This window comes from Nonomuraea sp. NPDC050643, assembly GCF_040654715.1.
Classification (GTDB): Bacteria; Actinomycetota; Actinomycetes; order Streptosporangiales; family Streptosporangiaceae; genus Nonomuraea.
Map to the genome: position 1 here is coordinate 101,032 of NZ_JBFAIM010000032.1, position 22,448 is coordinate 123,479.

Annotated in this window: 22 protein-coding genes; 10 read left to right on the forward strand and 12 right to left on the reverse strand. The window is 73.4% G+C overall.

The features are described 5' to 3' along the window. Window positions 1-36: 36 nt before the first annotated feature. A complete protein-coding gene (locus tag AB0I15_RS35765) occupies window positions 37-627 on the forward strand; it encodes a TetR/AcrR family transcriptional regulator C-terminal domain-containing protein (RefSeq protein ID WP_358105499.1) in 591 nt (196 codons plus the stop codon). Here AB0I15_RS35765 and AB0I15_RS35770 read toward each other — a convergent pair. Continuing rightward, on the reverse strand, window positions 605-1,783 hold the full coding sequence (locus tag AB0I15_RS35770; protein WP_358105502.1) for an SGNH/GDSL hydrolase family protein: 1,179 nt from the start codon (window positions 1,781-1,783) through the stop codon (window positions 605-607). The two genes, AB0I15_RS35765 and AB0I15_RS35770, sit on opposite strands and share 23 nt — an antisense overlap. 141 nt (window positions 1,784-1,924) lie before the next feature. Between AB0I15_RS35770 and AB0I15_RS35775 the strand changes: the two genes are divergently transcribed. Both AB0I15_RS35775 and AB0I15_RS35780 read left to right on the forward strand, forming a co-directional pair. Continuing rightward, the gene (locus AB0I15_RS35775; RefSeq protein ID WP_358105505.1) at window positions 1,925-2,548 is read left to right on the forward strand and encodes a TetR family transcriptional regulator; all 624 of its coding nucleotides are present in this window, start codon (window positions 1,925-1,927) and stop codon (window positions 2,546-2,548) included. A gap of 141 nt (window positions 2,549-2,689) precedes the next feature. Continuing rightward, entirely contained in the window at window positions 2,690-4,798 is a 2,109-nt protein-coding gene (locus tag AB0I15_RS35780; protein ID WP_358105508.1) for a SpoIIE family protein phosphatase, read from the forward strand. On the opposite strand, the gene AB0I15_RS35785 is transcribed toward AB0I15_RS35780, so the two are convergent. Further along, a complete protein-coding gene (locus tag AB0I15_RS35785) occupies window positions 4,799-5,152 on the reverse strand; it encodes a hypothetical protein (RefSeq protein WP_358105511.1) in 354 nt (117 codons plus the stop codon). A gap of 215 nt (window positions 5,153-5,367) precedes the next feature. Between AB0I15_RS35785 and AB0I15_RS35790 the strand changes: the two genes are divergently transcribed. Beyond that, a complete protein-coding gene (locus AB0I15_RS35790; RefSeq protein ID WP_358105513.1) occupies window positions 5,368-6,435 on the forward strand; it encodes a ThiF family adenylyltransferase in 1,068 nt (355 codons plus the stop codon). Between the two features lie 21 nt (window positions 6,436-6,456). Here AB0I15_RS35790 and AB0I15_RS35795 read toward each other — a convergent pair whose 3' ends face one another. Further along, window positions 6,457-6,843 carry a VOC family protein gene (locus AB0I15_RS35795; protein ID WP_358105516.1) on the reverse strand — a complete coding sequence of 129 codons (387 nt, stop codon included), beginning with the start codon at window positions 6,841-6,843 and terminating at the stop codon, window positions 6,457-6,459. A 116-nt stretch (window positions 6,844-6,959) separates the two neighbouring features. Between AB0I15_RS35795 and AB0I15_RS35800 the strand changes: the two genes are divergently transcribed. Further along, on the forward strand, window positions 6,960-7,718 hold the full coding sequence (locus tag AB0I15_RS35800) for a PIG-L family deacetylase (RefSeq protein ID WP_358105519.1): 759 nt from the start codon (window positions 6,960-6,962) through the stop codon (window positions 7,716-7,718). 47 nt (window positions 7,719-7,765) lie between these two features. Here the strand turns inward: AB0I15_RS35800 and secD are convergent, their stop codons facing one another. From secD to AB0I15_RS35815, 3 genes are all read right to left on the reverse strand, one after another. Continuing rightward, window positions 7,766-10,009: a protein translocase subunit SecD gene (gene secD / locus AB0I15_RS35805; protein WP_358105522.1), complete on the reverse strand. Its 2,244-nt coding sequence runs from the start codon at window positions 10,007-10,009 to the stop codon at window positions 7,766-7,768. A gap of 40 nt (window positions 10,010-10,049) precedes the next feature. Continuing rightward, window positions 10,050-10,394, reverse strand: coding sequence for a hypothetical protein (locus AB0I15_RS35810; RefSeq protein ID WP_358105525.1), 345 nt, complete (start codon window positions 10,392-10,394; stop codon window positions 10,050-10,052). 174 nt (window positions 10,395-10,568) lie between these two features. Continuing rightward, window positions 10,569-11,279 (reverse strand): SDR family NAD(P)-dependent oxidoreductase, encoded by a 711-nt coding sequence (locus AB0I15_RS35815; protein ID WP_358105528.1) that lies wholly within the window; start codon window positions 11,277-11,279, stop codon window positions 10,569-10,571. Between the two features lie 148 nt (window positions 11,280-11,427). Between AB0I15_RS35815 and AB0I15_RS35820 the strand changes: the two genes are divergently transcribed. Then, window positions 11,428-11,667 (forward strand): hypothetical protein, encoded by a 240-nt coding sequence (locus AB0I15_RS35820; protein ID WP_358105531.1) that lies wholly within the window; start codon window positions 11,428-11,430, stop codon window positions 11,665-11,667. Here AB0I15_RS35820 and kstD read toward each other — a convergent pair. Continuing rightward, complete coding sequence (gene kstD, locus AB0I15_RS35825; RefSeq protein WP_358105534.1) at window positions 11,664-13,427, reverse strand: 3-oxosteroid 1-dehydrogenase; 1,764 nt, start codon at window positions 13,425-13,427, stop codon at window positions 11,664-11,666. The two genes, AB0I15_RS35820 and kstD, sit on opposite strands and share 4 nt — an antisense overlap. Window positions 13,428-13,587: 160 nt before the next feature. Between kstD and AB0I15_RS35830 the strand changes: the two genes are divergently transcribed. Next, window positions 13,588-13,962: a BlaI/MecI/CopY family transcriptional regulator gene (locus AB0I15_RS35830; protein WP_358105537.1), complete on the forward strand. Its 375-nt coding sequence runs from the start codon at window positions 13,588-13,590 to the stop codon at window positions 13,960-13,962. 52 nt (window positions 13,963-14,014) lie between these two features. Continuing rightward, a complete protein-coding gene (locus AB0I15_RS35835; RefSeq protein ID WP_358105540.1) occupies window positions 14,015-14,323 on the forward strand; it encodes a hypothetical protein in 309 nt (102 codons plus the stop codon). Between the two features lie 61 nt (window positions 14,324-14,384). Here AB0I15_RS35835 and AB0I15_RS35840 read toward each other — a convergent pair whose 3' ends face one another. The 4 genes from AB0I15_RS35840 to AB0I15_RS35855 form a co-directional block, all read right to left on the reverse strand. After that, the gene (locus AB0I15_RS35840; RefSeq protein WP_358105543.1) at window positions 14,385-15,677 is read right to left on the reverse strand and encodes a BtrH N-terminal domain-containing protein; all 1,293 of its coding nucleotides are present in this window, start codon (window positions 15,675-15,677) and stop codon (window positions 14,385-14,387) included. A gap of 221 nt (window positions 15,678-15,898) precedes the next feature. Further along, window positions 15,899-16,438, reverse strand: a complete 540-nt coding sequence (locus tag AB0I15_RS35845) for a dihydrofolate reductase family protein (protein ID WP_358105546.1) — start codon at window positions 16,436-16,438, stop codon at window positions 15,899-15,901. Between the two features lie 86 nt (window positions 16,439-16,524). Continuing rightward, window positions 16,525-17,808, reverse strand: coding sequence for an erythromycin esterase family protein (locus AB0I15_RS35850; protein WP_358105549.1), 1,284 nt, complete (start codon window positions 17,806-17,808; stop codon window positions 16,525-16,527). A gap of 121 nt (window positions 17,809-17,929) precedes the next feature. Beyond that, entirely contained in the window at window positions 17,930-18,661 is a 732-nt protein-coding gene (locus tag AB0I15_RS35855) for a class I SAM-dependent methyltransferase (protein WP_358105552.1), read from the reverse strand. Between the two features lie 244 nt (window positions 18,662-18,905). Between AB0I15_RS35855 and AB0I15_RS35860 the strand changes: the two genes are divergently transcribed. Together AB0I15_RS35860 and AB0I15_RS35865 are read left to right on the forward strand one after the other, a co-directional pair. Next, complete coding sequence (locus tag AB0I15_RS35860; RefSeq protein ID WP_358105555.1) at window positions 18,906-20,129, forward strand: glycosyltransferase; 1,224 nt, start codon at window positions 18,906-18,908, stop codon at window positions 20,127-20,129. 148 nt (window positions 20,130-20,277) lie between these two features. After that, complete coding sequence (locus AB0I15_RS35865) at window positions 20,278-21,771, forward strand: alkaline phosphatase PhoX (RefSeq protein WP_358105558.1); 1,494 nt, start codon at window positions 20,278-20,280, stop codon at window positions 21,769-21,771. A gap of 358 nt (window positions 21,772-22,129) precedes the next feature. Here the strand turns inward: AB0I15_RS35865 and AB0I15_RS35870 are convergent, their stop codons facing one another. After that, window positions 22,130-22,441 (reverse strand): metalloregulator ArsR/SmtB family transcription factor, encoded by a 312-nt coding sequence (locus AB0I15_RS35870; protein ID WP_358105561.1) that lies wholly within the window; start codon window positions 22,439-22,441, stop codon window positions 22,130-22,132. Window positions 22,442-22,448 lie beyond the last annotated feature (7 nt).

A 22,448-nucleotide genomic window follows, 5' to 3' on the forward strand; every position in this document is an offset into this window, starting at 1 on the left:
CGCTGACCAACAACGCGCCCTGAGTAAACTAGGTCAGTGACCAAAAGGCAAACGGCCGACACCGTCGTGACGGCGGCCCTGCGACTGCTGGACGAGCAGGGGCTGGAGGCCGTCACGACGCGTGCCGTCGCCGGGCTCCTCGGCGTGCGCATGAACACCGTGCTGTGGCACGTCAAGACCAAGGCCAGGCTGCTGGAGCTGATGGCCGACGCGGTCACCGCCGAGATCTCGCTGGACGGCCTGCCCGGGTCCGCGCCGGAGCGGGCCAGGGAGCTGATGCGCCGCTACCGCCGCGCGCTGATGGGCCACCGTGACGGGGCGGCCCTGGTGGCGGGCACGTACGCGGCCGAGCCCGCCACCCTGCGCTTCTCCGACGCGGTCATCGCCGCGCTGCTGGACGCGGGCGCGACGCCGCGCGAGGCGGCGTGGACGCTGACGGCGATGGTGTACTTCACGCTCGGCCTGGCCCAGGAGGAGCAGGGCCTCGACCGGGAGGACGAGCCCCGGCTGCGCGCCGCCGTGGCGCGGGGCTCCTATCCGGCCCTGCGCGAGGCCCTCGACCACCTCATCGACGGCACCTTCGACGAGCGGTTCGAGGACGGGCTCAACCGGATCCTGGCCACGTGAGCAGCGCGAGCGGGAAGGCCCGCGCGAGGGCCTGATAGCCGGCCGGGCCCAGGTGGAGGTGGTCCCCCTCGTCGTACGCCGCCGGCAGCCGGCCCGGCGCGGCCGGGTCGCGGACCGCGCGGTCGAAGTCGATGACGGCGTCGTAGCGGCCGGAGTCGCGGATCCAGGCGTTGACCGCCTGCCGGGCCGCCTCCCGGTGCCCCTCGGGGTCGTCGTAGGGGTCGTGGCCGCCGAAGGGGGTGAGCGTGGCGCCGTACACGAGGAGGTCACGGGCCTGGGCGCGCAGGATGATCTGCTCGTAGGCGGCGATCAGCTCCTCGGCCACCCCCCGCTGCGCCCGCGCGGTGGGCTCGGCCGTGCCGAGGTCGTTGACGCCCTCGAAGACGGCCAGGAAGCGGGCCCCGCTCTGGGCGAGCACGTCGCGGTCGAGCCGGGCCAGGGCGCTCGGGCCGAGGCCGTCGTTCAGCACGCGGTTGCCGCCCGCGCCCTGGTTGACGATGGCGACGCCGCCGCGCAGGCGGTCGAAGAGCAGGTCGGGCCAGCGGTCGTTGCCGTTGGTGGTGGAGCCCCGGCCGTCGGTGAGGGAGTCGCCGAGCAGGACGAGGGCGGCCGTGTCGCGGCCGGACCACACCTCGACGCCGCTGAGCAGGTACCAGTGGTCGACGGCGGTCGCGCCGGGGAGGTCCCCGGCCTCGGTGTGGTCGCCCGCGACCAGATGGGAGGTGGTCCTGGAGCCGGGGTGCGAGGTGAGGTCGGAAGAGGCCTGGCCGTCGGCGAGGTAGACGGTCACGGCCAGGACGGAGCCGGGGGCCACCGCCAGGTCCACGGGGTCCGAGACGACGTGTGCGCCCCTCGGGACGACCGCCCGGCCGCGGCCGGAGAACGTCACCGGCCGCGCGCTTCCCGGCCGGATCGTGCTCCCGCCCGCCCCGCCGGCCGGAAGCGCCACCGAGACGCGGGTGATCGGCAGCGGCGCGCCGCCGAACGCGTTGGACAGGCGCAGCCGCACGCGCGGGCCGCCGGCCGACACGCGTACGGTCTGCCGCAGCGTGGTGTCGGCCAGCACCAGGCCGTCCTTGGCGTACGGCGGGGGCGGCATGTTGGCGGGCTCGGTGAGCTGCGGCATCGCCGCCCATGTGGTGACCCAGTGCCCCATGCCCGCCCTTTCCGAAGAAACTTTCGGCACCATACCGAACCTTTCAACGGGCATGTCGCCGGGGTGCCTATTCGCGTTTTTTACCCCTGCTTGTCGATCGGGTCATAGGCCCGCCGGCGCCGGCCGCCTATGGTCGCCAGCATGGACTCTCGAGAGGCCGCCGAGCGGGAGTCGATCCTGCGGTCGGCGACCCGGCTGTTCTCCGCGCTGGGCTACGACGGCACGTCCATCGCGCAGATCGCCGACACCGCCGGGCTGGACGCCGAGCGCCTCACGACGTACTTCCCGACCAAGCGCCGGCTCTACCTGGACGTCATGGGACGGGCCCACCGGTTCCTGGCGGACGTCATCGAGGCACGGGCGAAGGAACTGCTGGCCGCCCCGCCCGAGCAGCGGGCCGAGGCGCTGCACCGGTTCGTCGACGGCTACATCGACCTCGTCGCCGACCATCCCGAGGTGCCCGCGCTGTGGGCGCACCGCTGGCTGTCGGACGCCTGCGACATCGGGGACCCGGACTCCCACAACGCCCAGCCGCTGGCCCAGTTCGCCGTGGACAGCATGACCGCGATGGCGGAGGCGGCCGGGGCGGACCCGCTGTACACCACGTACACGATGATCTGGTGCATCCACGGGTTCACGCTGAGCGGGGTGCTCGACGGGTCGGGTGAGCGGCACGGCGTCCACGACGTCCGTCAGTTGCGGCGCTTCCGGGCGCACATGCACCAGTTGCTCGAACGGGAGCTCCGCCTGCCTTCGCCCCCGTAGGCCGTCGGAGGGCGGGGACGACCTGCCCAGAGCATTGACGTAGAGTAAGTTATTCACTCCTTTACTGCGTGTATTCTGCCATTATGAGCGGTTTCAAGTGCCGGCCGTGCTCACGTTGCGTGAGCGGGACGTGTTGAGGCGGTGCTGGACGGAAGCACCTCGCATCCGGGCGCGGCGAACGACTCGCAGCGCCTGGACGAGCTGCTGATCCAGGCCGCGGTCAACGCCGGGGCGCACATCGGGGCCGTCTACCTCCTGGACGAGGCGCACCGGGTCCTGCAGATGGTGACCCAGGTCGGGCTGCCCGCGCCGATCGGCCGGGCGTGGTCCAGGATCAGGACGAACGACCCGCTGCCGGTGCCCGCATCGGTCCGTGAGCGGCGGCTGATCTGGATCAGTGGCCGCGAGCAACTGGCCCGGGAGTTCCCAGCGGCGGCGATGGGCCTGCCGTACCATTTCGCGTCGGCGTTCGCCCCCATCCGCACCGGCGACACCATCTGGGGCTGTTTCCTGCTCCTGTGGCCGGCCGGTCACGCGGCCGACCTCACCCCGCACCAGGTTCAGGTCATCGAGCGGGCCTGCGCCGAGATCGGCGAGCTGCTCGACGGCGCGGCCGAGGCGGGCCGGCCGATCACCGCCGGGTCCCAGCCCCGCATGCTCGACCCGCACCCCGTGCAGGAGGTCAACCCGCGCGCCGACCTGATCGCGCTCGAAGTCCTCAACCGCCTGCCCGAGGGATACTGCTCGCTGGACGTCGAGGGCCGCGTGACGCTCATCAGCGCGCCGGCCTGCGACATGCTCGAGACCCCCGTGTCCGAGCTGAACGGCCGGCGCCTGTGGGAGGCGCTGTCCTGGCTGGACGACCCCGAGGCCGAGGACCGCTACCGCGCCGCCGCCGTCAGCCGCCAGGTCACCTACTTCACCACCCGCAACCCCTCGGGCCGTCACCTGGCCTTCTGGCTCTACCCCGCCCTGACCGGCATCACCGTGCGCATCACCCCCGGCACGTCGAAGCGCTCCCCCGGGCTCGCCATCGGCCGCGACCGGCCCGGCCGGCTGATCGCCGTGCACGAGATCCTGCAGTTGTCGACCAGCCTCACCAGGGCGGTGACCGCCCAGGAGGTGATCGAGCTGGTCGCCAACCACGTCATGCCGGTCTACGACGTGCAGGCCCTGGCCATCCTGACCACCAGGGGCGACCGGCTGCACGTGGAGGCCTCGCGCGGCTACAGCCAGCAGGCCGTGGAGGAGTTCGACGGCCGGCCCGCGATCCCGGCGATCTCCTCGGCCGAACCGTTCGACCCCACCCAGCCGCGGTTCTTCGCGTCCTGGGACGAGCTGCGCCGTACCTATCCGGACGCCATCCGCTCCGACGACATGAGCGCGTGGGCGTTCCTGCCGCTGGTCACCTCGCGCAGGTCCATCGGCACCTGCGTCCTGGCCTACGACCGGCCGCACCGCTTCACCGTCGACGAACGGGCCTCCCTCACCGCGCTCGCCGGGCTGATCGCCCAGGCGTTCGAGCGGGCCCGCCTGTACGACTCCAAGCAGCAGCTCGCCCAGTGCCTGCAGGCGAGCCTGCTGCCCCACGAGCTGCCCCACCTGCACGGGTTGGAGGTGGCGGCCTGCTACGTGCCCGCCATGCCGGGGATGGACATCGGTGGCGATTTCTACGACCTGATCCGCCTCACCGACACGCAGGTCGCGGCGGTCATCGGTGACGTCCAGGGCCACGACGTGACCGCCGCCGCCCTCATGGGCCAGGTCCGCACGGCCATCCACGCCCACGCCAGCGCCGGGGCCACCCCCGGCGAGGTGCTCACGCACACCAACCGGCTGCTCGTCGAGCTGGCCCCCGACCGCTTCACCAGTTGCCTGTACGTCAGCCTCGACCTGAGCGAGCGCACCGCGTGCGTGGCCAGCGCCGGGCACCTCCCGCCGCTGCTCGGCCGGCCCGGCGCCGCCGCCGAGATCATCGACACCTCACCCGGCCTGCTGCTCGGCATCGATCCCGACGCCGAATACCCGACCGCGGAGGTGCCCCTGCCGCCCGGTTCGGTACTGATCCTCTACACCGACGGGCTCATCGAGGAGCCCGGCGTCGACCTGGGCGACGCGATCGAGGCCCTGGCCGCGCGCTTCGTCCCGAGGCACGGCCAGGCCCTGGACGACCTGGCGGAGTCGCTCATCGAACCGGTCGCGGCGCAGCGCTCGGACGACATCGCGGTGCTGCTCCTGCGCTGCGGCTGATCACCGTCTGGTCGTCAGCCGCAGCACCGCCTTGCTCGACGACAGCTTGACGATGCGCACCTGGATACCGTTGACCGACCCCGAGGAGCCACGGCCGAGCAGCGCCTGCGACATCACCCCCGGGCCGGTGCCCTTCACGCGCACGGTGGAGCCGGTGAAGCTGATCGCCAGCCTGGTGATGCCGAACCGGGGGCTGATCCGGAACGACACCGACTTGGTGAGGGTGAGCTTGCACTTGCCGTCGTAGCAGGCCCGCAGGTTGGGCTTCGCCGCGGCAGTGGCGGTGGTCGTGGTCGTGGTAGTGGCGGCGGGGGTCAGGGCGAGGGACGCTGTCATCACGAGGGCTGTGGTCATCGTGGCGAGCATGATCCTCCTTGCTCTCCTTGGGGGAAACCGTCAGCGCTGCCAGTCAAGCCCATTATGCCCGGACATATCGCCAGTTCCAGGCCGTCCGCTGGTCCGGCCGCGTGGCGCGCGGCGCGTTCATATGGCGAATTCATGGCCGTTTTATGGCGGCCCACCGCAGATTGGTCGGAACGCGGAAGGAGACTCGGCGCCGAGGAGGAGCGATGCGGATCGTACTGAAGGAATGCGCGTGGGAGCCGCTGGGCGGAGAGCTGCTCGTCCTGACCGACCCGCGCGAGGTGATCCGGCTGCGTGACCAGGACGGCCAGGTGGGGGCGCTGCTGACGGCGCTCGATGAGGGGCCGGGCACGGTGGCCGGGCTCCGCGACCGGCTGGCGGCGGCCGGCGTCGAGCTCGACGAGGACGCCGTGCGCGCGGCGATCGAGGGGCTCGACGCGCTGGGGCTCGTCGAGTGCGAGTCCGACCTGACGCTCGGCGATCCCGCCCTGGACGCCAGACACGCCTCCACCCTCGCCTTCTTCGGCCCGTACGCCACCCTCGACCGCCCCCGGGCCGACTTCGTGAACCAGCTCAGACGCTCGCACGTGCTCGTCGCCGGCGTCGGCGCCACGGGCTCGTCGCTGGTGCAGTGCCTGGCCGGGCTCGGCGTCGGCAGGCTGACGCTGGTCGACAGGGGCGAGGTGGAGCCGGGCGACTTCGCCGGGCAGTTCCTCTACCGCCACGCCGACATCGGCGCGTCCAAGGCGGAGCGCGCCGCCGCCTGGGTACGCGCCTACGACCCGTGCGCCGAGGTGCGCCCCGTGGACCGGTGGATCTCCGGCCCCGACGACCTCAAGGACCTGCTCGACGACGTGGACCTGGTGGCGGGCGGCCTCGACGGGCACCCCGAGGCCCACCTGTGGGTCAACGAGGCCGCGGTGCGCGCGGGCTTACCGCTGGTGGTGGGCGGGGCGACCCGGTCGGAGATCACGTACTGCTCGGTCGATCCCGGCCGGACGCCGTGCGTCCAGTGCGACGAGAACAACCATCCGGCGGGCGCGGGCGGCTTCGCCGAGCGCGCCAGGGGACGGCTGACGGCGCGGACCGCGCTGATCGGCCCGCCGGCCCTGCAGATCGGGTCGCTGATCGCGTACGAGGCGCTGCGTTATCTCACCCGCTTCGAGGAGCCGCGGGCCGCGGGCGCGCTCATCACGCTCGACCCGAGTAACGGGATGGTCCAGGAGCACCGGCCCTTCACCCCGGACCCCGGCTGCCCGGTGTGCCCGCGCTGAGCACCAGCCGGAACGCCGCGCTCAGCGCGGGTCGCGGCGCAGCGGATGGTCGGCCGGGACCTGCACCAGGACGATGCGGTGGCCGTCGGGATCGGCGATCCACAGCTCGATGAGCCCCCACGGCTCCTGGCGGGCCTCGCGCAGCACGGTGACGCCCTCCTGCCGGAGCCGTTCCTGCTCGCGGGCCACGTCGCGCACCTGCAGCCAGAGCGACACCCCCGGGCCGGGCCCGTCGCCGCACTGCCCGGACAGCTCCAGGAAGCCCTGGCCCAGGAAGAAGACCACACCGGGATGGTCGGGCGGGCCGAACTCGCGGTAGACGGCCAGGCCGAGCGTCTCGGCGTAGAAGCGGCGGCTGCGCGCGGGGTCGTTCGGACGCAGCAGCACCCGGCTGCTCAGCACCTCCATGCGTGCTCTTCTTCCCCGCAACACCACGGAAAACGCGCACGGCCCGGCCACGGGCGACGGTTGATGCCGTACCTTTTCCAACCATCAGCGTCCCTATGGTGCAGAGAGGCTCTTGAATGGACTTCGGCCTGTTGTGCGTGCACGCCCACCCCGACGACGAGGCGATCTGGACGGGCGGAACCCTGGCGAGATACGCCGACGAGGGCGCCAGGACGGCGGTCGTCACCTGCACGTGGGCCGAGGGCACGCGCCGGGCCGCCGAGCTGGAGCGCTCCCTCGACCTTCTCGGGGCCGGCAAGCCGAGGCTGCTCGGCTACGCCGACGCCCGCAACGCCGACTCCGCGCCCGGCGCGCCGCGCTTCGTGGACGTCCCGCTGGACGAGGCCGTGGGGCGGCTGGTCGAGCACATCAGGAGCGTGCGGCCCGACGTCGTGCTCACCTACGACGGCTACGGCTCCTACGGCCACCCCGACCACGTCCACGCGCACCGCGTGACCATGGCGGCGGTCGAGGCGGCCGGCTACGACCAGCTCTATCCCGAGGCCGGCGACCCGTGGCGGCCGCGCGCCCTCTACCTGTCGGCCATCCCGCGATCCGTCGTGGCGGCGCACTGGGAGGCCGTCTTCGGCGCTCCCCCCGAGCCGGGCCAGACGCTGCCGGGAGTGCCGGACGACCAGGTCACCACGCACCTGGACGTCTCTCGGTGGGCCGAGCGCAAGTGGGCGGCGATGCACGCGCACGAGTCCGAGGTGGGGCGGGGGGCGTCGATGACCATGCTGACCGCGCTGCCCGAACAGGCCCGCGCCCAGATGTTGTCGAACGAGTGGTACCGCCGCATCGCCTACACCGGTCCCCGCGAAGAGGCCCTCTCGTAACGGCATGGCCGTCACCGCCGCCCACCGGAGCGGGCGGCGGTGACGCCTCACACGACGGCCCCGCTGCCCTCCCGGGCGCGCGGCGTGCGGGGCTTGGGGGGTTCGGGGGCCGGGCGGCGGTCGTACCTGGCGAGCAGGATCGCCGCGGGACCGGCCACGAACGCCGACGACAGCGTGCCGACCACGATCCCGGACACCAGCGCGATCGCGAAGTCGCGCAGCGAGTCGCCACCGAAGGCCATCAGGGCGAGCAGGATGAACAGCGCCCCGAGCCCGGTGTTGACCGTGCGCGGCATGGTCTGCAGGATCGCGCCGTTGACCGCCGCCGCGAACGGCTCGCCGCGCCGCGCCGTCCACAGCTCCCTGACCCGGTCGAACACCACCACCTTGTCATTGACCGAATAGCCGACGATGGTCAGCATCGCCGCCAGGAAGACGCCGTCGATCGGCTTGCCCAGCCAGGCGAACATGCCGGCCACCACGAGCACGTCCAGCACCAGCGCCAGCACCGCCGCCGCCCCGAACGTCCACCTGAACCGGACGGCCAGGTACGTGAGCTGCATGGCCACCGCCACCCCCAGCGCGATGAGGGCGTTGCGGCGCAGCTCCTCGCCCAGGCTGGGCCCGATGAACTCCTCGCGCCGCTTGGTCACCTCACCGGCCTGCGCCTCCAGCGCCTGCTCGATCCTGGCCACCTCCTCGATGCCGAGCCGCCCGGCGCGTACCGTGACGCCGTCGCCGGACGCCTGCACCACCGCCGAGGGGAACCCGGCCCGCGTGACCGCCTGCCCGGCGGCGTCGGCCGAGAGCGGCCGGCTGGTGGCGAACTCCACGAGCCGCCCGCCGGTGAACTCCACGCCGAAGTTCAGCCCGCGGGCGGCCAGCCCGGCGACGGCCACCGCCACGAGCCCGCCCGCCACCGCCAGCCACACCTTGCCCGCCTTCATGAGCTGCGGGTTCCTGCGCGTCAGCCACGTCCGTACGGCTCCGGCCGAGCCGAGCCCCGACAGCCGGGGCCCGACCCTGTCGATGACGGCGTGGGCGAGCACGCGGGTGATGAGCATGGCCGACACCAGCGAGGCCAGCACGCCGACCGCCAGCGTCACGCCGAAGCCCTTGACCGGCCCGGAGGCCAGCCAGAACAGCAGCCCGGCGGCGATCAGGGTGGTGACGTTGGAGTCGGCGATCGCGCTCCAGGCGTTCTTGAAGCCCCGGTCGAGCGCCGACCGCAGCCCGCGGCCCGGCGCCTGGCCGTACTCCTCCCTGGCCCGTTCGAAGACGAGCACGTTCGCGTCGATGGCCATGCCGATGGCCAGCACGAACCCGGCCAGCCCCGGCAGCGTGAACGTCGCCCCCATCGCCACCAGCGCGGCATAGGAGATCAGGCCGTAGCAGAGCAGGGCGATGGCCGACAGCAGCCCGGCCAGGCGGTAGACGGCGACGATGAACACGGCGGTCAGGATCAGCCCCGCGATCGCCGCCTTCGCGCTGGCGTCGACGGCCGCCGCGCCGAGCGTCGGGCCGACCGTACGCTGCTCGACCAGGTCCAGCGGCACGGGCAGCGCGCCGCCCTTGATCAGCACGGCCAGGTCGCGCGCCTCCTCATGGGTGAACGACCCGGTGATGTCGGCGCGCCCGCCGGGGATCCCGGCCTCACAGGGCACCGACGGGTCGAGCGGCGGCGAGGAGATGACCTCCTTGTCGAGCACGATGGCGATCCGCCGCCCCGGGTCGTCCTGCGGCCGGCAGGCGGCCGCGCCGGTCAGCCGCTGCCAGGCGCCAGCGTCGCGGAATTCGAGGCCGACCCACCAGCCGGGGCCGCGCTGGGGGTCGCTCTGCTCGACGGCGTCGCTCACCCCGTCCCCGGTGATGGCCGCGGGCCCGAGCTTGAGCGGGGCGCCGTTCTCGTCGCGTACCGCCGCCCGGTCGCCGGGCTCGGCCGCGCCCTGCACAGGGTGGAACGCGAGCTGCGCGGTGCGGCCGATGACCTCGGCCGCCTGCGACGGGTCGAGCACGCCCGGCAACTCGACGATGATCCGCCGCTCGCCGGAGCGGACCAGGGTGGGATCGACCACGCCGAGCGCGTCGGCCCGCTGGCGCAGCACGTTGATCGCCCGCTCGGTGGACTCGGCGTCGGCCTGGACCGTGGGCGAGTTCTTCGTCTCGAAGACGAGCTGGGTGCCACCGCGTAAGTCCAGACCCAGGCGTGGCGCGGTGGTGAGGGTGAGTATCACTGAGGTCGCGATGACGGCGAGCGCCGCCAGCGCACGCCAAAAAGGCGCACGGAACATGGAAGCCTCCACAGGCTCAGAAGTGCAGGAAAGAAGCGCTTCAGAACGCTGCGGAGGGAGGCGCCCTGGCCGGCGCGGCGATCGGCCGGCGGAGGGCGGGCGCGTCGGCGGAGCCGGACGCGACGATGGCGGCCCACGGGTGCCGGAAGCCGGGCAGCCCGGCGTCGAGCACGGCCGCGCCGGGCCCGGTGACGCCGTGGAGGCCGGTCCACGCGCGCATCGCGGGGGCCGGGTGGGGGACCTGCCGCATCCCCGACTGCTGCTGCTCGGCCCGCCAGGAGACGGCCTGGACGGCGGCGACCTGCTGGACGACCTGCGCGTGAGCGGTGGCCGGCAGGAACCAGGACAGGACGAGGAGCAGCGCGGCGGAAAGCCTCGTGCGCATGTCGCTCCCCTCCCCTCGGGGCTCACCCTAATCGAAGGACCACCCGAACCGGCCACCCGCCGAGCACGGGGACCGGGCGATGGTGAGAACCGGCCCGACCGGGCGTCGCCGGCTCAGCCGGCGCCCGAAGCTCGGGCCGGTGCCGGTGCCGGTGCCGGTGCCGGTGCCGGTGGCTCAGGCGGGGGCCGGGGGTTCTGGCTGCGCGCCGGAGGCCAGCAGGGCGGCCCGCCGCTCGATCGCGCCGCCCCATCCGTCGGGCACCACCGTGAAGCGCCCCTCCCCCACGGCCGCCAGAGCCGCGGCGGCGATGTCGGCCGGGTCCTCGCCCTCGGGCGACATTCCGGTGCGGACGAGCGCGGGGCAGAGCATGGTCACCCCGATGGGCGTGCCGGCCAGGCCCTGGGCGGTCTGCTCGGCGAGGGCGACGACGGCGTGCTTGGCGGCCGCGTACGCCCCGCCGACGGCGAACGTCACCAGCCCCGCCAGCGAGGCGGTGATCAGGACGTGCCCGGGCCGCTCCGCCGCGAGCAGCCGGGGCACGAAGGCGCGCAGCCCGTTGACCACGCCGCCCACGTTGACCGCGAACACCCGCTCCCAGTCCTCGGGGCTCACCTCCCACGGCGCGCCGAGGTCGCGGCCGACGATGCCCGCGTTGAGGCACACGAAGTCGGCGTCCGGCACGGCGGCGGCCAGCGCCTCCATCGCCCCGGGGTCGGAGACGTCGGCGGGGAAGGACGCCGCGCCCAGTTCCTCCGCGGCCACGGCGAGGGCCGCCGCGTCGATGTCGGCGAGCGTGACGTGCGCGCCGTCCGCGCGCAGCCGCGCCGCGAGGGCCCGGCCGATCCCGCTGGCGGCACCGGTGACGACGGCGTTCGTGATCTGCATGTCCTGTCTTTCGTGCGGCGGATGGAAGGGACTGGCGGGGGGTGGCTGCTGACGGCGATCGCCACGCTACCGCTTCCGGCGGCCCGGTTTCCTGCCCGATACGCTGGTCATGCCCGTCCTCGCCACCTGACCGCTCCAAGGAACGCGTGTGACCTCGCTTCCCCGCCGGTCCTCCCTCGGCTACCTGATCAACCATCTGGGCCGGCTGCTCGGCAACGGCCCGCGGGTCGACATCGCCGGGACCGGCGTGACCCCCGGGCAGTCCGCCCAGCTCCTGGCCCTGTACGAGCGCGACGGCCTGTTGGTGCGCGGGATCGGCGAGGCGGAGCTGGAGGCGTTCACGCGGACGCTCCGCCGCATGATCGACAACCTGGAGACGGCCGACTAGATCGGCGTGTCGGCGATGTGGTTGGCCGCGATGTAGCCGAAGGTCATGGCCGGGCCGATGGTGGAGCCGGAGCCGGCGTAGCTGTGGCCCATGACGGCTCCACTGGCGTTGCCGGCGGCGTACAGGCCGGGGATGACCGAGCCGTCCGCCCGCAGGGCCCGTGCGCGGGCGTCGGTGCGCAGGCCGCCCTTGGTGCCCAGATCGCCCGGGACGATCTTGAAGGCGTAGAAGGGCGGCAGCCACAGGGGCGCCAGGCAGGGGTTGGGCTTGACGTACGGGTCGGCGTAGTAGCGGTCGTAGGCGCTGTCGCCGCGGTGGAAGTCGGTGTCCCGGCCGGCGGCCGCGAACCCGTTGAAGCGGGTGACCGTGGCGCGCAGGGCCGCGGACGGCACCCCGATGCGGGTCGCGAGCTGCTCGATCGTCCAGGCCTTGTGCAGGGCGCCGCTGTCGTACCAGGAGTCGGGGAACGGCAGCAGCGGGGCGACGTCCTTGAACAGGTAGCGGTTGCGGTACTGCTGGTCGACGATCAGCCAGGCGGGGATGTGCGGGGTGGCGGGGGTGTTGCGGTCGTACATGACGTGCACCACGTCGCTGTACGGCGCTCCCTCGTTGACGAAGCGCTGGCCCTTGCCGTTCACGATCACGCAGCCGGGCAGCGTGCGCTCGGCCAGGCAGAAGTACGGCTCACCGGGCAGCGGGATCACCGGGCCCCACCAGGCGTCGTCCATGAGCTCCAGCGCGGCCCCGGCCCGCTCGCCGGCCTCGATGCCGTCGCCGGTGTTCTCCCTGGCGCCGAGCGTCCAGCTCGTACCGATGGGCTGGCGCTGGAACTCGGCCCGCATCGCCGCGCTGCGCTCGAACCCGCCCGACCCGACGATCACCCCGCGCCGGGCGCGCACCACGCCCGCGGAGGTGACCACGCCCGCGACCCGGCCCGCCTCGACGTGCAGGTCGAGCAGCGGGGTGTTGAGCCACACCGGCACCCCGGCCGCGAGCAGGCCGGCCCGCAGCCCGCCGGCCAGCGCCTGGCCCATGGTCAGCGGCTTCTCGCCGCGCAGCGCCGCCTCCGTGCCCCGCAGCAGGGCCGCCGCGGTCACCTCGATGCCCTTCGGGTGGACTGCGCTGAGCGTCAGCCACTTGTAGTCGGCGCTGAAGATGACCATGCCCTGCGGGACCGGGATGTAGGGGGCGTTGAGCCGGGCGAGCTCCGCGCCGAGGACGTTGCCGTCGAGCTGGTCGGGCTCGATGGAGCGCCCGTTCGGCATCCCGCCGGGGTATTCGGGATAGTAGTCGGAGTAGCCCTCCATGTACCGGAAGCGCAGTGGGCTGTTGCGCGTCACGAACGAGATCATGGCCGGTCCGGCGGACAGGAACGCCTGCTGCCGCTCGGCGGAGACCGTGCCGCCCACGACGCGGGCGAGGTAGGCGGCGGCCTTGGCGGGGGTGTCGGGCACGCCGGCGGCGAGGATCACCTCGTTGCACGGGATCCAGATGCCCGCGCCCGATCGGGCCGCCGTCCCGCCGAAGGTCGGCGCCTTCTCCAGGACGACGGTACGCAGCCCGCGTTTGGCGGCGGTGAGCGCGGCGGTCAGTCCCGCGGCGCCCGATCCGACGACCACGACGTCGTAGTCGGCGTCGGCGTACGCCGGCGACTGGCCCAGCGCCGCGCCCGTCACGAGGATCCCGCCCGCGAGAAGCAGGGTGCGGCGGCTGCGGCCTTCTGCGGTCAGGCCCTCGGGGGCCGGCACGGCAGGTCCCATCGATCGATCCCTTCCCCAGGGGAGCCCGGTGGCCCCTCGCCGCCCGAAGCATGCGCTTGGTTGGTTTGGCTGTCAACACCCTCGATCGCCTGCCTGGCCGGGTCTCTACGATCGCCGGTAGCATTGAGCGCACCTCGACGAGGTAGAGGGGGGCAGCCGGATGGCGCGCGGACTGGGCGAGCTCGAGTCCACGATCATGGACCGCATGTGGGCCATCAAGGAGCCCGCCTCGGTCAGGGACGTGCTCGAGCACCTGCGCCAGGATCGCGCCCTGGCCTATACGACGGTGATGACGGTGATGGACAAGCTCCACACCAAGGGCCTGCTCAAGCGCCGGCCGGTCGGCCGGGCCTACATCTACGAGGCGGTGTCGTCGAAGGAGGCGTACACCGCGGAGGTGATGCGCGAGTCGCTGGCCCGCAGCGGCAACCAGGCGGCCACGCTGGTGCACTTCCTGGAGCGGCTCACGCCGGAGGAGGCGAGCGCGCTGGAGGCGGCACTGCAGGTCTACCCGCCCAAGGGGCGCCTCTCATGACCCGGGCGCCCCGCCCGCGCACGTGCGTCCCGCCGGCCGAGGAGCGCCTCTCATGACGGTGGCGGCGCTGGTCGAGGTCGGTGCCGCACTGCTCGGCGAACCGGCCACGCCGAGCACGGCCGCCACCCTGGTCCGCCTCGCCACCGGCCGGGCGCCGGCGTTCGCGCTGGGCGCGGGCGGGGAGACGGCGCTGGCGCGGGTGCGCCGCATGCTGCACCTGCAGGCCCCGCTGGATCGGCGCGAGCGCCTCACGGGGCTGGTGGCGGTGGCGTCGCTGCCGACCGGCCCGGCCGCGCTGGCCGCCGCGCCGGGGCTGAGCGTCTTCCTGGCCCACCACTGCCACGCCCTGCTCGGCCTGTGATCCTACGAACGGGGATAGTAGCGGCGGGACGAAAACCGCCCCGCCGCACTCCGCCCAGGGTCTAACCCAGGTCGCGGCCCAGGGTCGTCAGCCAGGCGATCGCGTCACGTTCCGCCTCGTGAATCGCCGTGATCCGGGAGCTCAGCCCCGTGAACAGCGGTCCCGTGTCGGCGAGCGTGGCGAGGGAGTCGTTGGCGGCGGCGCGGGCCGCCCACAGCTCCTCCGCCGCCCGGGCCGCCTCGGGGCCGCCCGCGGTGCCGTCCGCCATGACGCTCTCCTTGATCGCCGCCGTCAGCTCCCGGATCCTGGCGAACTCCGGCACCTCGGCGGGCAGCGCCGCCTCGGCCAGCTCGTGCCACAGGCCGTGGATCTCGCGGAACCGGCCGCCCAGCTCCGCCAGGCCCGGCCGGTCGAGCAGGAGAGCGGCCTCGTCGAGGGCGTCGGCGAACAGGTCACGCAGGTTGCCGCCGTCGATGCCCACCGGCTCGGCCCCCTCCCAGACCGACAGCAGCGCGTCCGCCAGGCCGCGCCGGTCGGCGAAGACCTTCGGCCAGGCCTTGGCGTTGCGGGTGTCCACCAGCAGCCTGGCCCACTTGCGCCAGGCGGGCAGCGAGAAGGAGTCGGAGGCGGCCGACAGGTGCTCGGCGCAGTCACGCAGCCCCTCGCGGGCGGCGCCGGCCAGCGCCGCCTCGGTGAGCTTGGCCTCCCCCAGCACGTGCAGCACGTTCTTGTACGAGCCCACCCGCCCCCGGGCCGCGTCGAACCGCTCGCGCGGGACGCGGATCGGCGCCTGCCCCCGATCGTCGAGGTACACCCCGCCCTCGTCCCGCCGGTACGCGACCACGGGATGCCCGCCATGCCCGTCGAGGGCCGCGGGCAACTGCCAGTAGCCGGTGTGGAAGCGGTCGGGCAGGACCACGCACGGCCGCCCCGCGTCCAGCTCGGCCGCCAGCCGCTCACCGGCGGCGCGCACGCCCGACGTGTGGTGCTCGTCGTACGGCACCCCGAGCCGGCCGAGCGTCTTGCCCATCCACCGCTCGTGGTACTGCCACAGGTTGCGGAACCCCAGCACCACGTGCCGGGACTCGTCGTGCCGGAACTCCCACAGGATGTACCCCGCCCCAATGCCCCCGCCCGCCAGGAACACCATCGGCTCGCTGACGGCCATGCCCTGGTTGACGAGCACGGACGTGATCGCCGCACTAGACGGATGCCGCCCGCCGGCGAACCGCCAGCCGCCGTCGGAGACGGTCTCGGCGCGGCCGGCGACATGGGCGCGGGCGGTGGTGTAGCTCTCCCCCGTCTTGGCCATGCGCGCCCGGATGCGGGCCTTGAGCTGCTTCTTGCTGGTCATGTACGGCTCTCTCCGCGACCGTCGCCAGGACCCGGCCCACGCCCGCGGCCCGTGGCGGCCGCGTTGGAGCGTCGACCGTGCTGAGCGCGGCTCCCGAGGCTCCTGACGTCCCCTTTGCCTCCGCGATCGGCGGGTCGCGTGGGGACCCGCTCTGGAGGTTCGGCGGGAGAGCACCGCCGTACCAGCGGATAGTAGTACACCCCGGCCGCGCGCGGAATCGGTTAGGCCTTCGGCCCGTAGGTGTGGACGACGATGCCGGAGGTGAAGCGGGTCGTCTCGAGCAGTTCGAGGTGCGTGACGTCCAGGCCGTCGAGCAGCCGGTCGCCGCCGCCCGCGATGACGGGGAACACCCAGAAGTGGAACTCGTCGACCAGCCCGTGCTCGATGAGCGTGCGGTCGAGCGAGCCGGTGCCGAACTTCAGGATGCTCTGCCCCGGCCGCCGCTTCAGCTCGGCCACCGCCTCGGCGACGTCGCCCTGGATGAGGCTGCCGTTCCAGGCGTCGGCCTCCTTCAGCGTGGTGGAGGCGACATGCTTGGGCAGGCTGTTGATCCGGTCGGTGTACGGGTCACCCGACCGCGACGGCCAGGCCTCGGCGAAACCCTCGTACGTCTCACGCCCCAGCAGCAGCGCGTCGGCGTCGAACAGCAGCTTGGCGCTGTAGGCGTTGTGCTCCTCGTCCCAGTAGGGCGGCCCCCACACGTGCGGGTCGCTGATGACGCCGTCCATGGTGACGAACGTGGACTCGATGAGCTTCCTCATGTGCCGTTCCCCTCAGATCCGTTCGGCTGTTGAAACTACCTTGGAGCAGGCCGCTTACCGAATCCTGATGATGTTCTTAACGTCCGTCACAGGGCCGCGCACGGCGTGATCACCTGGCGGTGCACGATCACGTCGAACCACTGGGCCAGGGACCCGCCGGTCATGTACGAGCCCTGCGCCTGCGCCGGGACGTACGCCGCGTAGGCGCGGACCTTGGCGGGCGCGCGCAGCCGGTCGCGCACGGCCTCGGGGGCGGGGGCACGCAGGTCCACCGCGTACTCGTCGAGTCCGGTGTCGCCGAAGACCCGGTCGGCGAAGCCGGGGTCGGGGCGGGGCACCTGCGCGGGGGCCGACGCGCAGCCGCCTCCGGCGTTCAGCGTCCCGTGGTCGAACTGGAATCCGATGGAGCGGTAGCGGTCGCCGTACCAGCGGCGCAGGTGGGAGCCGGCGCTGTCGAACGTGAGGGCCTGATCGCCGAGCACCACCCGCAGGCCGGGGGCGTCGGCCGTGTGCGCGGAGGCGGCCCAGTAGGCGACCTTGTCGCCCGTGCGGCGCTGCCACCAGCGCAGGTTCTCCGCCGCGCGGGCGTCGCGGTAGGCGGTGTTGTCCGCCAGGCTGAAGCCCTCGTACCAGGAGAGGATCTGGCGGGCGTGGTGCAGGGCCAGACGCTGCTCCGGGCTCGCGGGCAGCCGCTCGACCAGCCGGTGCACCGCGCGCGCGTGGCGGAGGTAGGGCCGCTTGTCCCGCACCCCCATGTACCACTCGAGGTTGGCCCGCGTGCTCTCGTGACGCGGGCGCAGCGGCTTCAGGTGCCGCTGGAGCCTGCCGAGCAGGTGCGGCGCGGCCTTGGCGACGTGGGAGGAGACGGCGTCGTAGGCCAGGGCGCGGGTGGCGTAGTACTCCACGCCGACGAACCGCACCTTGTCGTCGTGGGCGGCGTTGTACGCGCGCAGCCAGGCCAGCACGTCGCGCACCTCGCGCGTACGCCACGTGGTGGACAGCTCCCCCATGAGGGCGTCCAGGTCGCCGCGCCCGGTCAGGACGTAGTCGTCGACCATCACGCCCGCCGTCCAGTCCTCCTCCCAGGCGATGGACCGGAACCCCATCTCCTCCACCAGGAAGCGCACGGTGCGGAACTTGAGCGTGGCCTCCTCGTGGGTCAGGTGGGCCGACTCGCCCAGCCCGACGACCGTCGCCTGGCCGATCATCGCGCGGGTGACGCCCGGCGCGGCGTTCCGGCCGAGCCAGTCGACGACCGGCTGCTGGACGGGCGCGGCGGCCACGGCCCCGGCCGTGATTCCGACCGTGACCCCGACCGTGACCCCGGCCGTGACCCCGGCCGTGACCCCGGCCGTGAGCAAGCGGAACATGACGAATCCCCGTTCTGTCGTGGGCTGTGTGCCCACGATCCCCGGCGGGGCCGGTGCTCCGCGTCCGACCGGCGGCCCATCGTGGGCTACGCCGGCGGGCGTAATCCGGGCGTCATCGCCGTCATCCCTCCGGCCGCCGCGCGACGAACACCAACTCCCTGCCGGGCCGGTCGGGCGCGTCGCGCACGTCGTCCACGACGTATCCGTGCGCGGCCAGCTCCGCCTCCACCTCGTCACGCTCGCGGAAGCGCAGCGTCGAGTACGACGTCAGCCGCTCCCCGTCGGAGCCGAACACCCACGTCCCGCGGAAGGTGACCAGCGGCCCGGTGATGTCGACCACTTCGCACCAGGTCGCCACCTCGCCCACCCCGGCCAAGGTGGTCACCCGGTAGGAGGCGGCCCGGTTCCATTCCAGCCAGCCCTGCCTGGCCGGATCGCGGGTCTCGAAGACCAGGCGCCCCCCGGGCCGCAGGGCGTCGTGGATCCCTTGGAGCGTTCCCGACCAGTCCGCCGGCTCGAAGATCGCCTGGGCGACGTTGCCCGTCATCGTGGCCAGATCGGCCCGCATCGGGGGCAGGGCGGTCGCGTCGCCGTGGATCCACCGCACGCGCTCGGCACCCGGTTTGGCCCTGGCGACGTCGAGTGAGGCCGCGGCCGGGTCGACGCCCGTCACCTCGACGCCGAGCCCGGCCAGGAGCAGGGCGAAGGTGCCCGTGCCGCATCCGACGTCGAGCACGCCGCCGGCCCCGAACTCGCGGGCGATGGCGGCGTAGACCTGCAGGTCACTGCGGTCGGAGTCGAGTGCGTCGTAGACGGCGGCCAGGCGGGGGTGCTCGAACTGATCGTCAGCCATGCGGAGACGATACGCCGTCTCGGCAGCTCAGGGTAAGGATGGAGCCCAGGTGACGGCCCTCCTCCGGACCCGGCCAGCGCTCGGCCCGATGGCCCCGCCCGCCTCCCAGGCCCGCTCCTGAGCGGCGGGGCATTTCCCGACCGGCGGGGCTCGTTCCTGAGCGGGGGAGTGACAGGGACGCGCCGGAGGTGGACGGTGTTCCCAACCCGCCGTGCACGGGCGGGACGGAGGCGGAGGGACGCCGATGAAACCCTTACTGATCACCGTGGGCAGCCGGGGCGACGTGCAGCCGTACCTCGCCCTGGCCAGGGGGCTGCTCGCCGCCGGGCACCAGCCGGTGGTGGCCGCGCCGCGCCGCTTCCAGCCGCTCGCCGCCGCGCACGGGATCGACTACGTGCCGCTCAACGACGAGATGCTGGACCTTCAGGACCTGGCCAGGGGCAGGGGCGCGCGGGCGGCCGTGACCGCCGCCCGGTCGGTCAAGCCGATGGTCCGCCGGGTCCTGGACGACGAGGCCGAGCTGGCCCATCGAGAGGCCGACGTCGTCGTCTACCATCCCAAGACGCTCGGCGGCCCGTACGTGGCCGAGAAGCTGGGCGTCCCGGCCGTCGCCGGGCTGCTGCTCCCCCTCTACGTGCCGACCGCCGCGTTCGCCTCGCCCATCCTGCCGCTGCGCCTGCCGCGCGCGTTCAACCGGGCGAGCTGGCGGATCACGGCCATGATCGAGGCCCCTTACCGCGGCCTGATCCGGACCTGGCGAGCCGAGGCGCTGGGGCTGACGAGCGGGTTCCGGCCGGTCGCCGACGTGGCCAGGCGGGGCGCCGTGCTGCACGCCTGGAGCCCGCACCTGCTGCCCGCGCCCGCCGACTGGCCGCGGTCGGCGCGTCCCACGGGCTTCTGGAGCATGCCCGCGGCCTCCGGCTGGGCTCCGCCCGACCGGCTGGCCCGTTTCCTGGAGGAGGGCGACCCGCCGGTGTACGCGGGCTTCGGCAGCGCGGTCGGCCGTGACCCCCGCGCGCTGACCGCCACGGTGCTGGAGGCGCTGCGGCTGGCCGGGCGGCGGGCCGTGCTGGCCACGGGATGGGGCGGGCTGCGGCCCGGTACGGAGCCGGATGGCGTCCTGGTGGTCGAGGACGTGCCGCACGACTGGCTGCTGCCCCGCGTGGCGGTGGCCGTGCACCACGGCGGCATCGGCACGGTCGCGGCGGCGCTGCGCGCGGGGGTGCCGCAGGTCGTCCGCCCGTTCATCGGCGACCAGCCGTTCTGGGCCGGCCGCCTGCACCGGCTCGGGGTCGCCGCCGCGCCGCTGACCGGTCGTCTCACCCCGGCCGGGCTGGCGGCGGCCCTCGACCGCGCGACCGGCGCGGCCTCCGCCGCCCGCGCGCTGGCCGGGCGGCTCGCGGAGGAGGACGGCATCGCGACGGCGATCACCCGCCTCGAGGACACGCTCAGCGGCAGGGCCGACTGAACACGTGTGACCACCAGCGACGACGCTTGATTCGGGGATAAATGGGCCCTCTCGGCATGCAAGACGCCGTTTACGCTGTCGAAAGCATTCGTTCATCAAATGCGACATATAGGCATGCGTCTATGCCCTTGTCCCGAGGGGAAGCACCATGACCGAGCTTGATCGACGATCCTTCCTCGGCCGCGGCCTGGCCACCACCGGTGGCGTGCTGGCCAGCGGCATCGCCATCGAGACCCTGACCGCCCACGCCTCCTGGGCGGACGCCGGCCGTCCCGCCGGCTCCCGGCACGCCGGGTACGGGCCGCTGCGCCGTACGCCCGCCAGGAACACCGGCGAGGAACTGCTGGCCCTGCCGGCCGGGTTCTCGTACATCGTGCTGGGCAGGACCGGCACCGTCATGTCCGACGGCGTCGCGACCCCGATCGCCCACGACGGCATGGCCGCCTTCCCCGGGACGCGCCGCCACACCGCCCGCCTCATCCGCAACCACGAGGTGCGCACCACCCCCGGCTCCCCCGTCGGCCGGGTGCACGTCGAAGGCTCTCAGCGCTACGACGAGCTGGGCGTCGGCGGCACCACCACGCTCGAGGTCGACCTGCGCAGCGGCGAGGTGCTCAGCCACTTCGTCAGCCTCAACGGCACGATCGTCAACTGCGCGGGCGGCATGATGCTGCACCGGCGCGGCTGGCTGACCTGCGAGGAGACGACCGCCGGCGTGGCGCAGGGCTGGCAGCGCAAGCACGGCTACGTCTTCGAGGTCCCGCTGAACGGCCCCGAGCCCGGCACCCCCGCGCCCTCGCAGCCGCTGACGGCGATGGGCCGCTTCTCCCACGAGGCCGTCGCGGTGGACCCGCGCACCGGGTACGTCTACGAGACCGAGGACGACTCCGGCAAGCCCGACGGCTTCTACCGCTTCCGCCCCGGCGACCCGCGTGACCTGACCCAGGGCGGCGTCCTGGAGATGCTCAAGGTCAGGGGCGTGGACGGCTACGACTGCCGCGAGGGCCAGACGATGGGCGCCCGGCTCCCCGTCGAGTGGGTGCGCATCGACGACCCCGACCCCGACCTGGAGAACGGCGCCCCGACCTGCACCCAGCAGGGCCTGGCCAAGGGCGGCGCGAAGTTCAACCGCCTCGAAGGCTGCTGGTACGGCGACGGCGCCGTCTTCTTCAACTCCACCAGCGGCGGCGACGCCAAGAACGGCGACGCCCCCGGCGCGGACGGCTACGTGGAGGGCTACGGCCAGGTCTGGCAGTACGTCCCGGGCCGGCGCGACGGCGGCACGCTGGTGCTGGTGTACGAGTCGCCGGGCCGCAGGGAGCTCGACTCGCCGGACAACCTGACGTTCACCCCGCGCGGCGGCATCGTGCTGTGCGAGGACGACGCCGGCTCGGTGGACGCCGACCCGCACCCGCTGGCCCCCGGGCTGGTCAACGTCAACCGGCTGATCGGGCTGGACCCGCGGCGCGGGCAGCCGTTCGAGTTCGCGGTCAACATCGCCGACGACAGCGAGTTCGCCGGGGCGTGCTTCAGCCCGGACGGCTCGGTGCTGTTCGTGAACCAGCTCGGCGACACGGTGTCACTGGACCCGCCGGGCCGCACGTACGCGATCCGCGGCCCCTGGCACCGCGGCCCGCTGTAGGGACCCCTGTGCGGGCGCAAACCTGGACAACCCCGTGCGGGCCATCGAGGATTGACGCGTGCCCATGGATGAGAGGCCGCCGTCTCTCCTTCCCGCCGACTGTCCCGGCCCGGCGCCGGGTCCGCCTCTCCCCCTGGCCACGGCCGTCGCCTGCGCCCGCCGTCTCGAGGCCGTCGCGGACCCGGAACGGCTGCGCCTGCTCAGCGTCGTGGTCCGCCGCGGCGGCGGGCCGCCCGGCCCGCGGCGGGAGCTCGAGGTCCTGCGGGAGGCGGGGCTGATCGAGCCGTGCCACCGCGGATACCGGGCCACGCCGGACGGGCGCGAGTTGTTCACGCGGCTGCTGTGCCTGCTGGAGTCGCTAGGGGATCAGCCCGCGCAGGGCGTCGAGCCGTTCGGGGACGATGGCGTACCACGCCCACTTGCCGCGCTTCTCCCGTGTCAGCAGCCCGGCGTCGACGAGGATCTTCAGGTGGTGGCTGACCGTGGGCTGGGTCAGCCCCAGCGGCGCGGTGAGATCGCAGACGCAGGCCTCGCCCGACGCGCTGCCGCTGATCATGCTGAGCAACTGCAGCCGGGTCGGGTCGGCGACGGCCTTCAGCGCCCCCGCGAGCCGCTCGGCCGCTGATCGGGAGAGGGGCTGGGGGGTCGGCACGATCTCTTCGGGCTGCACTGGGCCA

Coding starts and splice junctions, on each gene's coding strand:
- AB0I15_RS35815 (WP_358105528.1), bottom strand. CDS start 11,279: ATGCAGATCACGAACGCCGTCGTCACCGGTGCCGCCAGCGGGATCGGC.
- AB0I15_RS35775 (WP_358105505.1), top strand. CDS start 1,925: ATGGACTCTCGAGAGGCCGCCGAGCGGGAGTCGATCCTGCGGTCGGCG.
- AB0I15_RS35800 (WP_358105519.1), top strand. CDS start 6,960: ATGGACTTCGGCCTGTTGTGCGTGCACGCCCACCCCGACGACGAGGCG.
- kstD (WP_358105534.1), bottom strand. CDS start 13,427: ATGGGACCTGCCGTGCCGGCCCCCGAGGGCCTGACCGCAGAAGGCCGC.
- AB0I15_RS35850 (WP_358105549.1), bottom strand. CDS start 17,808: ATGTTCCGCTTGCTCACGGCCGGGGTCACGGCCGGGGTCACGGCCGGG.
- AB0I15_RS35865 (WP_358105558.1), top strand. CDS start 20,278: ATGACCGAGCTTGATCGACGATCCTTCCTCGGCCGCGGCCTGGCCACC.
- AB0I15_RS35785 (WP_358105511.1), bottom strand. CDS start 5,152: ATGACCACAGCCCTCGTGATGACAGCGTCCCTCGCCCTGACCCCCGCC.
- AB0I15_RS35835 (WP_358105540.1), top strand. CDS start 14,015: ATGACGGTGGCGGCGCTGGTCGAGGTCGGTGCCGCACTGCTCGGCGAA.
- AB0I15_RS35840 (WP_358105543.1), bottom strand. CDS start 15,677: ATGACCAGCAAGAAGCAGCTCAAGGCCCGCATCCGGGCGCGCATGGCC.
- secD (WP_358105522.1), bottom strand. CDS start 10,009: ATGTTCCGTGCGCCTTTTTGGCGTGCGCTGGCGGCGCTCGCCGTCATC.
- AB0I15_RS35855 (WP_358105552.1), bottom strand. CDS start 18,661: ATGGCTGACGATCAGTTCGAGCACCCCCGCCTGGCCGCCGTCTACGAC.
- AB0I15_RS35845 (WP_358105546.1), bottom strand. CDS start 16,438: ATGAGGAAGCTCATCGAGTCCACGTTCGTCACCATGGACGGCGTCATC.
- AB0I15_RS35860 (WP_358105555.1), top strand. CDS start 18,906: ATGAAACCCTTACTGATCACCGTGGGCAGCCGGGGCGACGTGCAGCCG.
- AB0I15_RS35830 (WP_358105537.1), top strand. CDS start 13,588: ATGGCGCGCGGACTGGGCGAGCTCGAGTCCACGATCATGGACCGCATG.
- AB0I15_RS35810 (WP_358105525.1), bottom strand. CDS start 10,394: ATGCGCACGAGGCTTTCCGCCGCGCTGCTCCTCGTCCTGTCCTGGTTC.
- AB0I15_RS35770 (WP_358105502.1), bottom strand. CDS start 1,783: ATGGGGCACTGGGTCACCACATGGGCGGCGATGCCGCAGCTCACCGAG.
- AB0I15_RS35790 (WP_358105513.1), top strand. CDS start 5,368: ATGCGGATCGTACTGAAGGAATGCGCGTGGGAGCCGCTGGGCGGAGAG.
- AB0I15_RS35795 (WP_358105516.1), bottom strand. CDS start 6,843: ATGGAGGTGCTGAGCAGCCGGGTGCTGCTGCGTCCGAACGACCCCGCG.